The organism is Amycolatopsis ponsaeliensis, from assembly GCF_030182635.1.
GTDB lineage: Bacteria > Actinomycetota > Actinomycetes > Mycobacteriales > Pseudonocardiaceae > Amycolatopsis > Amycolatopsis ponsaeliensis.
Genome location: NZ_JAPZLD010000018.1, coordinates 197,360 through 207,999, shown reverse-complemented (window position 1 = coordinate 207,999; position 10,640 = coordinate 197,360). Strand labels below are relative to the sequence as shown.

The following is a 10,640-nucleotide window of genomic DNA, read 5'->3' as shown; positions in this document are numbered from 1 at the left end:
GGGGCGCGCCCGCGCCCCGCCCCGCCCCCCCCCCCCCCGCGCCGCCCCCCCCCCCGGCGCTGCGCCCCCCCCACCACCTCACTCACCCCCACCCCCCCCCCCCACGACCGGTTGCGGTCAGCGGGGGCGGTGCGGCTTCTTCGGCAGCAGGTCGTAGAGACCCTTGCGGACGCCGTTGTCGTTGGTGTTGCGGGCCACCGACACCTCGGAGATGAAGTCCTCGAAGACGAACTCTTCGTCGGCCGGGATCACCGCGGGCGCCGAGTTCTGCTCCAGGTAGGTGTCGAGCGTTCCGGCGATCTCGCGGAAGGACAGCGCCTGCAGGGTTTCCGGGGCGTAGGTCGTCACCGGGACGCCGTGCGCGGCCGCCTCGTTCATCACCACGCCCAAGGGCAGGTGCGACAGCATCGGGATGCCGAACTCGTACATCTCCTGCAGCGCCGCGGCCGCGTAGTGCGAGATCGGCCGCCGGTAGAGGCTCGGCACCAGGCCGAACCACGACAGCGGCTGCCGGCCGACGGTCTGCTCGACGTACCGCACCTGGTCGGCCAGCAGCCGCAGCGCGCGGATGCTCGTCTTGTCCGGCTGCACCGGGACCAGGATCCCGTGCGACGCCGCCAGCGCGTTGTTGGTCAGCACGTCCAGCGCCGGCGGGCAGTCGATGACGCAGTGGTCGTAGTTGGCGAACTGGATGACCCGGGCCAGCTGCCAGCCGGGCACGCGGAACGAGTCGAGCCGCCGGATCAGGTCGAACATCCCCGGTGACGTCGGGATGACGTCGAGCGCGCCGCCCTTGCCGAGGTTGCTGCGCGGGTGCGGGACGACGAGCTCTTCGATCGGCCCCTTCCACGTCTTGGCCAGCGCCTTCGCCAGGGTCGGCGCGTCCCCGCGGATCTCTTCCAGGCCGAGCATCTCGGTCGTCGCATGGCCCTGGGGGTCGAGGTCGACCAGCAGCACGCGCCGGCCCCGCTCGGCCAGCGCGGCCGCGGTGCCGACGCTCAGTGAGGTCTTCCCGACCCCGCCTTTCTGGTTGACCACCGAGGTGATCTGCATGCCGGAGCGCTCCTCATGTCGGTCGTTCCGCGAAGGCTATTGGATCCGGGCCCGTTGTGGGTGGCTATCCGCCCCCGGCCTGTCGCGGACGCACCATGAGCGCCTGCGCGCCGGTGGCCACCGGGCCGTCGCCGTCGTGCAGGATGCTCGTCGCCGTGCCGACCCCGTGCTTGCCGACCAGCGTGACCGCGTCCAGGCCGATCCACTCGCCCGACGGCGGCCGCCGCAGGTGCACGGTCAGCTCGGAGTTGATGAACCACCACTTGCGCGGGTCGAGGTAGTTCGACACGCCGTTGCCGGAGTCGGCGACGGCGAACAGGCGCTGCAGCCCGCTCGGCTCCTCGCCGTCGACCAGCGGGATGCGCTGGCGGGCCCAGACGGCCGCCGGGCCGGGCACGTCCATGCCGCCGCGGACCGCGCGCCACTCCACGGCGTCGAGGTAGCCGGCCTGCCAGCCTTCGGGCCACGGCGACTCCGTGACGGTGTCCGGCGCGGGCATCAGCGGCCCGCCGTCGGTGGCGATCTCGGCCGTGTCGGCCGTCGCGATGCGCCACGCCGAAGCCCGCGCCACGACGCGATCGGCGCTCGCCAGCTCGGCCTGCAGCAGCTCGACCGACCGGCCGGGCCGCTCGATCCGGGCCCGCACGGCGAGCTCGGCGACCGGTGCGGGGCCGAGGATCTCCACGGTCACCCGGGCGAGCTCCGCCGGGTGCGCGGGTTCGACGTTTTCGAGGGCCCGGACCAGCAACGCCGACGGCGGGCCGAAGTGCTGCGATTCGGACGACCACGGCCCGGCGGTGTGGGCGGTCGCGGAGAACCGGCCGTCGCCGAGCGGGACGTAGAAGGCGTCGGCCATCAGTCGGCCCGGTCCAGCGGCGTCTCGTCGCCCGCGTCGGGCTCCGGCCAGCCGGGGTAGGCGGGGGGCGTGCCGCCGTACTCGGGGCAGTGCGCCTGGTGGTCGCACCAGTTGCACAGCTTGCTCTTGTTGGCCCGGAAGTCGCCGGTCTTGCCCGCCTTGAGGATGGCCTGCCAGATGGCTTCCAGCGTGCGCTCGAAGCGGAGCAGCTCGGCTTCGTCGGGGGTGTAGGCGAGGGACTGGCCGTCGGTGAGGTACATCAGCTTCAGCTGGCGCGGCACGATCCCGCGCAGCCGCCACAGCACCACGGCGTAGAACTTCATCTGGAACATCGCCTTGGCTTCGCCGATCTCGCGCGGCGCGGCGCCGGTCTTGTAGTCGACGACCCGGATCTCGCCGGTCGGCGCGACGTCCACCCGGTCGATGTACCCGCGCAGCAGGACACCGGAGCCGAGCTCGATCTCGACGTGCAGCTCGCACGCCTCCGGCTCGAGCCGCCGCGGGTCCTCCAGCTCGAAGTAGGAGTCCAGCAGCTTTTCCGCCGACCGCAACCAGTCCGCGTGGTCGTCGGGCTTTTCGCCGTCGAACAGCTCGGTCCACTCCGGACGATCCGCGGACAGGTCCGTCCACGCCGGGCCGAGCAGCTCCCGCGCCTGGGCGGGCACGCGCTCGGCGGCCGGCAGCGCGAACAGCCGCTCCAGCACCGAGTGGACGAGCGTGCCGCGCAGCTGGGCCTTGGTCGGGACCTCCGGCAGCCGGTCGACCGCGCGGAACCGGTAGAGCAGCGGGCACTGCTTGAAGTCGCTGGCCCTCGACGGCGACAACGCGGGCCGCCGGCGCACGGTGGCGACGGCGGAGTCTGGGGGATCCGTGGTGACGGTGTCGGCGTCGGGCATGGGCAGAGCGTAACGCCGGGGTACGACAGTTCCGGCGACCGCAACGCCCGCCACCCCGGACAGGTCCGGACAACCCGCGCCACGGGGTCGCCTCACGTACCCAGACCCTTCGGGTACGTGAGCCGACTGTCCGGGTGCGTGTGTCGTCCTTCCAGGTACATGTGGCCGCGTGGGCGACACCGGCCGGACCCGGATCACCCGGTACCCACACCGGGGGCTCTAGGCTCTCCGGCATGGCCGCGACCAGTGAGCAGGGCACCGGGGGCACCCGGCAGGCCGTCCTCCCGGACGGCGGCCTCCTGCTGTTCCGGGTCGCCGGCGTGCCCGTGCTGCTCGCGCCGTCCTGGTGGATCGGCTCGCTGGTCGTCGTGGTGCTCTACGCGCCGCTGGTCGGACGTCTGCTCCCGGACGCCTCGACGCTGACGTCGTGGCTGCTGGCCGGCGCGTTCGCACTGCTGCTGGGCCTGTCGGTGCTGGCCCACGAGCTCGGGCACTGCCTGGCCGCGCTGCGGCTGGGGATCCCGGTGCGGCGGCTGCGCCTCTTCCTGCTCGGCGGGCTGTCCGAAGTGGCCCGCACGCCGAAGCGGCCCGTCCACGAGGGCCTGGTCGCCGCGGCCGGGCCGGCGGTGTCGTTGCTGCTGGGCGGGTTCTGCGGCCTGCTGATGTTCGCCGTCCCGCCCGACGGCGCGGTCTGGATGCTGGTGGCCGAGTGCGCGGTGGCGAACCTCGCCGTCGGCGTGTTCAACCTGCTGCCCGGCCTGCCCCTCGACGGCGGGCGGCTGGTCCGCGCGGGCGTCTGGGCGGCGACGGGGATCCGCGCGAAGGGCACGCGCGCCGCGGTCGCCGGGGGCGCGCTCGTGGCCGTGGGGCTGCTCGTGTGGGCGCTGTGGGGCCTGGCGACCGGCAGCCCGGACCGGTGGCTGCGCCTCGGCGTCTGCGTCGTCACGGCGTGGTTCGTGATCCTCGGCGCGCGTTCGGAGCTGGCCGCGGAAGCCCGCCGGACCTGGCCCGAAGGACTGGAGCTGAGCGAGCTGGTGCGGCCGGTGCTGCAGCTGCCCGCCGAGAGCCCGGTGTCGGACGCGCTGGCCGCGTCGGCGGGCCGGGGTGTGGTGCTGGTCCGCGCCGACGGCGTCGCCGCCGGGCTGCTCGACACGGGCGCGGCGGAGCGGCTCGCGGGCACGTCGCCGCACGCGCCGGCGGAGCTCGCGGCCGAGCCGATCCGGGCCGAGACGGTCCTGCTGGCCTCGGAGCCGGGGGAGGACGTCGTCGAACGGGTCCGCGAAACCCCGGCGTGGCAGTTCCTGGTGGTCGACGACGAAGGCCGCCCGGCGGGTGTGCTGCGCCGGGACGACCTGCGCGCCGCGCTGAACCGCCGGACCCGCTGAGACCCGCTGCGGCCACGGCCCGGGCGGCCTGCGAAGATCTGTCGTCGGCCATTCGGGGTAGCAGGAGGAAGTGTTGTCGGTCAGCGGACCGTTTCGCGCGGGTGATCGGGTGCAGTTGACCGACTCGAAGGGGCGCCACTACACCCTGACGCTGGCCGACGGCGGTGAGTACCACACCCATCGCGGCGGGCTCGCCCACGACGACCTCATCGGCCGTCCCGAGGGCTCGGTGGTGACTTCGGCGGGCGGCTCGACGTACCTCGCGCTGCGCCCGCTGCTGCCGGACTACGTGCTCTCGATGCCGCGCGGCGCGCAGGTGATCTACCCGAAGGACGCCGCGCAGATCGTGATGTGGGGCGACATCTTCCCGGGCGCCCGCGTGCTCGAAGCGGGCGCCGGCTCCGGGGCGCTGACGTGTTCGCTGCTGCGCGCGGTGGGCCCGGACGGCAGCGTGCACTCCTACGAGATCCGCGACGACCACGCCGTGCACGCCGAGCACAACGTCGTGAAGTTCTTCGGCGAGAAGCCGGCGAACTGGTCGCTCACGGTGGCCGACCTGGCCTCCCACGAGGGCGAGGTCGACCGGGTCGTGCTGGACATGCTGGCCCCGTGGGACCAGCTGCCGAACGTCGCCGCGCACCTGGTGCCGGGTGGCGTGCTGACGGTCTACGTCGCGACGGTGACGCAGCTTTCGCGCGTCACGGAGTCCCTGCGCGAGCAGCAGTGCTGGACCGAGCCCGAATCGTGGGAAACGCTGATGCGGCCGTGGCACGTGGTGGGTCTCGCGGTGCGCCCGGACCACCGGATGGTCGCGCACACGGCGTTCCTGCTCACCGCCCGGCGGCTCGCCGACGGAACCGTGTCCCCGCGCGTGTCGCGCCGGCCCAGCAAGGGCAAGGGCTGACCGGTCGGCCTGCCGCACGGGCCCGGCCCGGCACGCACCCGCGAGGGCGTGCGGGGCCGTCGTGTCCTGAATGAGTCATTCAGGACTTCGGAGGTCCTGTATGACTCATTCATGACGTCGGTGGAGCCGGTGCCGTGCCTGTCAGCGCGGTTGAGCCCGAGCTAGCCCGGCACGCACCAGCGGCCGTCCTCCTTGTGCAGCGGGAAGGGCGTGTCCTTGGTCCCGCCCGCGGCCTCGACGTGCACCTTCGCCGTCGCCGACTCGCCGCGCACCTCGGGTGGCTCCTTCAGGGTCGCCGTCACCGGGCCGGCCGCGTCCCACGTCCGCTGCAGCCCCGCGAGAGCCTCCGCGCTCTGCGGGCGGCACGTCAGCTTGCCGAACGCCGCCGAGTCGTGGGCCGTGATGGCGTCGACGATCGCGCGGGACAGCACGTTCACCGCCGCCGTGTCGACCGCGCTCGGCGCCGGTGAGGCCGAGGTCCGGGTCGTCGGCGGAGGTGAGCTCGACGGTGCGGGCGGGGAGCCGGACGGCGCGATCAGCAGCAGTCCCAGCACCACGCCCGCGCCGGCCACGCCGAGCAGCACGAGCCCGGCGGCGAGCGCTCGGTTCACCGCCGGCGGGGGCTCACGAGCCGTCCGCCTGCACGTTGGACAGGCACCACAGGCCGGATTCCTTCTTGGCCGACATCGTGCCGACCTTGGTCTTGCTGCCGTCCGTGGCCGAGTAGCGCACGGTGGACTTGTCCCCGGTGTCCTGCGGCGTGCCGGTCAGCTTCACCGTGACCTTCGGGATGTCGCCCGTGGTGCCCTCGAAGACGCTGCGGCAGATGGTGTCGGCCAGCGCCTTCTCGTCGCTCGCGTTGTAGGCGGCGATCGTCGTGTCGAACAGGTCCTGCGAGCTGTCCTTGCCCGACGGGGCGGGGCCGCCGGCCGGCTTGCTGCCGGTCGTCGACGGCCGCGTGGGCGACGTCGCCTTCGGCTTCGAGCTGGACGTCTTCGGCGCGGACGTCGGCGCCGCGGAGCTGCTGCTGGCGGGCGGTGCGGCGGTGTTGCTGTCGTCCCCGTTGGCCAGGACGACCCAGGTCACGCCGCCGCCGACGAGGATCACCGCGGCGGCCGCGATGCCGACGATGAGCCCGGTTTTCTTCTTCTTGGGCGGGGGAGCGTCACCGAAGCTGCCGCCGCCGTACGGGTCGTACCCGCCGTAGTTCTGCTGCTGGCCCCACTGGTCCTGCTGTCCGTGCTGGTCCTGTCCGTACTGCGGGTTGCCCTGCTGGGGCTGAGGGCCCGTCTGCGGCGGGTAACCGCCCTGCTGCGGCTGTCCGTAGGGGTCGGGCCGGCCGAACTGCTGGGTGCCGCCGTAGCCCGGCTGGGGCTGCGGTCCGCTCTGGGGGTAGCCGCCGGGCTGCTGGCCGTACGGCGGGGGCTGCTGCCCGTAGCCGCCGGGCTGCTGCCCGTAGCCGCCCGGTTGCTGCGGCGGGTAGGTCATGGGTGGTTCCCCCTAGCGTTTCCTTCGACGGTGACGCGGCCTTCGAGGCGGCCGACGTCGGCCCGATGCTAGCCATCGGGCGAGCCCGCCGCGCGGTTAGGGCGGAACTGGCCGGAATTGCCCGGCTCGGGCACGGTTGGGGCTCCTCAGGACCGGGTACTCCCGACGTGCTTGGTTCGTCTTGGCCCGGTCGGGCCCGCGACGCGCCGGGGCCAGGGCACCGAAATGGCCGCTTGCGCTGCGGGAATGTCCGTGCTGGACCAGGCGAGGAAACCGCGACGCGCCGATCTTGTGATCCGGAAAGGCCTTTTCTTGTCGGTGATCGCCGGTACCGTGGAATGAAAAGCACTCCGAGGAGGTGCCCGATGCATCATGACCTTCCCGGAGGTCGGCGCGAGGAGGCCGACCCTTCAGCAACATCCGGAGCTGGGACGACAGCTGACGAGCAAGCTCGGCAGATCCGTTTTCTCGAGGAGGAAGTGGCGCTGCTGCGCCGCAAACTGACCGACTCGCCACGGCAGAACCGAGTGCTCGAGCAGCGGCTCGCCGAGGCGTCGGAAAGGGTGAGCCAGCTCACCGAGCGCAACACCAAACTGGTCGAAACCCTGCGTGAAGCGCGAGGACAGCTCCTCGCGCTGCGTGAGGAAGTCGACCGGCTGGCCCAGCCACCGTCCGGGTACGGCGTCTTCGTCGAGGCGTACGAGGACAACACGGTGGACGTCTTCACGGCCGGCCGGAAGATGCGGGTGTCGGTATCGCCCGCGGTCGAGCTCTCGTCGTTGCGCCGCGGCCAGGCGCTGCGGCTCAACGAGGCGCTCACCGTGGTCGAGGCCGGCGGCTTCGAACGCACCGGCGAGGTCTGCGCCCTGCGTGAGGTGCTCGCCGCCGACGTCGAGGGCGGCAGCCTTCGCGCGCTGGTGGTCGGGCACGCGGACGAAGAGCGGGTGGTCCTGCTCTCCGACCTGCTGGCCGAGCAGCCGCTCAAGCCGGGCGACTCGCTCCTGGTCGACTCCAAGGCCGGCTACGCGTACGAGCGCGTGCCGAAGGCGGAAGTCGAGGACCTGGTGCTGGAGGAGGTGCCCGACGTCCGCTACGAGGACATCGGTGGCCTCACCCGGCAGATCGAACAGATCCGGGACGCGGTGGAACTGCCGTTCCTGCACGCGGACCTCTACCAGGAGTACCAGCTGCGCCCGCCCAAGGGTGTCCTGCTCTACGGCCCGCCGGGCTGTGGCAAGACGCTCATCGCGAAGGCGGTCGCGAACTCGCTGGCCAAGAAGGTGGCCGCGGCCCGGGGCGACAACGAGGACGGGAAGTCCTACTTCCTGAACATCAAGGGTCCCGAGCTGCTCAACAAGTTCGTCGGGGAGACCGAGCGGCACATCCGCCTGATCTTCCAGCGGGCGCGGGAGAAGGCCTCCGAGGGCACCCCGGTGATCGTGTTCTTCGACGAGATGGACTCGATCTTCCGGACCCGTGGGTCGGGCGTTTCGTCCGACGTGGAAACCACGATCGTGCCCCAGCTGCTGTCGGAGATCGACGGTGTCGAAGGCCTGGAGAACGTCATCGTCATCGGCGCCTCCAACCGCGAGGACATGATCGACCCGGCGATCCTGCGGCCGGGCCGGCTCGACGTCAAGATCAAGATCGAGCGTCCGGACGCCGAAGGCGCGAAGGACATCTTCTCCAAGTACCTGGCCGAAGGCCTGCCGATCCACGCCGACGACCTCGCCGAGTTCGGCGGCGACGCCAAGGCGACGTTCGACGCGATGATCCAGCACACCGTCGAGCGGATGTACGAGGAGAGCGACGACAACCGGTTCCTCGAGGTGACCTACGCCAACGGGGACAAGGAGGTCCTGTACTTCCGTGACTTCAACTCGGGCGCGATGATCCAGAACATCGTGGACCGGGCGAAGAAGTCGGCCATCAAGTCGGTGCTGGAGACCAACCAGCCCGGCCTGCGCGTGCAGCACCTGCTGGACGCGATCGTCGACGAGTTCGCGGAGAACGAGGACCTGCCCAACACCACCAACCCGGACGACTGGGCCCGGATCTCCGGCAAGAAGGGCGAGCGGATCGTCTACATCCGCACGCTCGTCACCGGCAAGAACACGGACTCGGGGCGGGCGATCGACACCGCCACGAACACCGGTCAGTACCTGTAGCAGTCCGAACGCCCGATGGGGCGGCCGCTTCGGCGACCGCCCCATCGGCGTGTCCGGCCCTCGGTGTGAGGTACATCACCGCCGGGTCGGTCCCGGTAATTGTGTATAACGACCTATACCGCTCGGGCTACGATGCGCCCATGGCTTGGGGGAAAGAACCGTGGCGCCGAGCGGTCGCGCACGTCGCGAGCCGCGTGGACGGGCCGCCGCTGCCCGACGACCTCGACGTCACCGTGCACTTCCACCCGGACCGCCTGGTGGGAACCGTGCCCTTGCTGCGCCATCTCGTCACGGACGGCGTCTACCGCTCGCAGTTCGAGACGGGCACGAGCAACGGCGGCCTGACCGCGCACGCCGGCGGCGACCGGTGGCGCTGGGAGCACCGCATCTTCGGCGGCGCCTACGACGACCTGCCGTCGTCGGCCCGGCCCAAGTACGGCTCGCTGAACTACCGCCGCCGGCCCGCGGGCGGGTCCGTCCGGTTCGGCTCGTCCCACCTGCGGCTGAAACGGGAAGTGCTGGTCCGCACGACGTTCTGCTACCCGGACAGCTTCGGTGAGCCGGACGACTTCGGCACCGCCGACCACTTGCCGTTACTGCGGCTCGCCGAGGCGGACGTGCAGGACGAGCTCGACGACCACATCGAAGCCCACGTCCACGGCCCGCTCCGGCTCGCCGCCGACGTCGAGGCGCTCGTGCTGGACCCGGCGTTCCGGGGCACCGACGTCGAGGCGGCGTCCGCCGGCCTGCCGTTTCCCACGTACTGGCACCACGGCTTCCGGCTGCCGGTCGAGGTCCTGGCCGAGCACGCCGATTACCGGGGCGAGGACGTCGTGCGGGCCGGCAAGGAGATCGCCCAGGACGGCTTGCTCGACGCGCGCGTCATCGGTGACGCCGTCCGCGCCGGCCGGTACGACCCCCAGGTGCTCAAGCGTGTCTGGCACTGCACCGCGCGGTTCGGGCTACGCGGCGACGCCGGCGGGTAGCAGCGCCTCGGCCAGCCGGCGCCAGTGCGGCATGGCCGAGTGGCCCGGCTCGATCCCGATGACCTGGACGCCCACGTGGTCGGCGCCCGCGTCGAGGTGTGCGTGCAGCTTGCCGGTGATCGTGTCGAGGTCGCCCCAGAACACCAGGTCGTCGACGAGCCGGTCGCTGCCGCGGCCGCCGTCGATGTCCGCTTCGGTGTAGCCGAGGCGGCGGAACTTGGCGACGTTGTACTGCGAGGTGAGGTACATGTGCAGGTGGCCGCGGGCGATCTCCCGCGCCTTGGCCGCGTCGGTTTCGAAGAGCACGGCGTGCTCGACCCCGAGGAACGGACCGGCGCCCAGCACTTCCCGCGCTTGGGCGGTGTGCTCCGGCGTCACGTGGTAGGTGTGCGCACCCGCGGACCGGTCCCGGGCCAGCTCCAGCATCTTCGGGCCGTACGCGGCGAGCAGGCGCCGGATGGGCGCTCGCGGCTCGGGGTTGCCGCTCGTGATGGCATCCAGGTCGTCGAGGTAGTCGTTCATCGCCCGCAGGGGCTTCGCACCGGGCTTTCCGGCGCCGAAGCCGAGGCCGAGCAGGTGGCGGTCCGGGTAGGCGTCGGCCAGCAGCAGGGCCGCGCCGCGGGTCCAGCGCGGCCCCCGCGACCAGATCTGCGCGATCCCGTTGACGACGGTGAGGCGTTCGGTGGCCGCCAGCAGGAACCCGGCGTGCGTCAGGGCCTCCCGGCCGTCGCTTTCCGGGATCCAGACCGCCGGCCAGCCGAGTTCTTCCAGCTCCTGCACGGAGTCGCGGATCAGGCCGGCCGGCTGCTCTTCGAAGTCGAACGTCCAGATCCCGTAGCGGCCGAGCCGCATGTTCTCGATCATACCCATAAATCGAAGTATCGCAGATTTGCGATATGAGTCA

At 71.9% G+C, this 10,640-nt stretch carries 10 protein-coding genes; 4 read left to right on the top strand and 6 right to left on the bottom strand.

Annotated elements, in window-relative coordinates; all coding sequences use genetic code 11:
• Window positions 1-117: 117 nt before the first annotated feature.
• From QQ657_RS26695 to QQ657_RS26685, 3 genes are all read right to left on the bottom strand, one after another.
• Window positions 118-1,053, bottom strand: coding sequence for a ParA family protein (locus tag QQ657_RS26695; RefSeq protein WP_284744994.1), 936 nt, complete (start codon window positions 1,051-1,053; stop codon window positions 118-120).
• A 64-nt stretch (window positions 1,054-1,117) separates the two neighbouring features.
• On the bottom strand, window positions 1,118-1,909 hold the full coding sequence (locus QQ657_RS26690; RefSeq protein WP_284744993.1) for a thioesterase family protein: 792 nt from the start codon (window positions 1,907-1,909) through the stop codon (window positions 1,118-1,120).
• Window positions 1,909-2,805, bottom strand: coding sequence for a RecB family exonuclease (locus QQ657_RS26685; RefSeq protein ID WP_284744992.1), 897 nt, complete (start codon window positions 2,803-2,805; stop codon window positions 1,909-1,911). Before QQ657_RS26685 ends, QQ657_RS26690 begins: the two co-directional genes overlap by 1 nt.
• A gap of 233 nt (window positions 2,806-3,038) precedes the next feature.
• Here QQ657_RS26685 and QQ657_RS26680 point away from each other — a divergent pair, with 233 nt between their 5' ends.
• Together QQ657_RS26680 and QQ657_RS26675 are read left to right on the top strand one after the other, a co-directional pair.
• Window positions 3,039-4,190 (top strand): site-2 protease family protein, encoded by a 1,152-nt coding sequence (locus QQ657_RS26680; protein ID WP_284744991.1) that lies wholly within the window; start codon window positions 3,039-3,041, stop codon window positions 4,188-4,190.
• 73 nt (window positions 4,191-4,263) lie between these two features.
• Window positions 4,264-5,094: a tRNA (adenine-N1)-methyltransferase gene (locus tag QQ657_RS26675; protein WP_284744990.1), complete on the top strand. Its 831-nt coding sequence runs from the start codon at window positions 4,264-4,266 to the stop codon at window positions 5,092-5,094.
• Between the two features lie 161 nt (window positions 5,095-5,255).
• Here the strand turns inward: QQ657_RS26675 and QQ657_RS26670 are convergent, their stop codons facing one another.
• Together QQ657_RS26670 and QQ657_RS26665 are read right to left on the bottom strand one after the other, a co-directional pair.
• Window positions 5,256-5,705, bottom strand: a complete 450-nt coding sequence (locus tag QQ657_RS26670; RefSeq protein WP_284744989.1) for a hypothetical protein — start codon at window positions 5,703-5,705, stop codon at window positions 5,256-5,258.
• A gap of 13 nt (window positions 5,706-5,718) precedes the next feature.
• Window positions 5,719-6,582 carry a hypothetical protein gene (locus QQ657_RS26665; RefSeq protein WP_284744988.1) on the bottom strand — a complete coding sequence of 288 codons (864 nt, stop codon included), beginning with the start codon at window positions 6,580-6,582 and terminating at the stop codon, window positions 5,719-5,721.
• Between the two features lie 365 nt (window positions 6,583-6,947).
• On the opposite strand from QQ657_RS26665, the gene arc reads away from it, so the two are divergent.
• Window positions 6,948-8,750, top strand: coding sequence for a proteasome ATPase (gene arc, locus QQ657_RS26660; RefSeq protein ID WP_284744987.1), 1,803 nt, complete (start codon window positions 6,948-6,950; stop codon window positions 8,748-8,750).
• 140 nt (window positions 8,751-8,890) lie between these two features.
• Complete coding sequence (locus QQ657_RS26655; protein ID WP_284744986.1) at window positions 8,891-9,736, top strand: DUF3626 domain-containing protein; 846 nt, start codon at window positions 8,891-8,893, stop codon at window positions 9,734-9,736.
• Here the strand turns inward: QQ657_RS26655 and QQ657_RS26650 are convergent.
• Complete coding sequence (locus QQ657_RS26650; RefSeq protein ID WP_434056778.1) at window positions 9,713-10,606, bottom strand: TIGR03620 family F420-dependent LLM class oxidoreductase; 894 nt, start codon at window positions 10,604-10,606, stop codon at window positions 9,713-9,715. The two genes, QQ657_RS26655 and QQ657_RS26650, sit on opposite strands and share 24 nt — an antisense overlap.
• Between the last annotated feature and the right edge of the window lie 34 nt (window positions 10,607-10,640).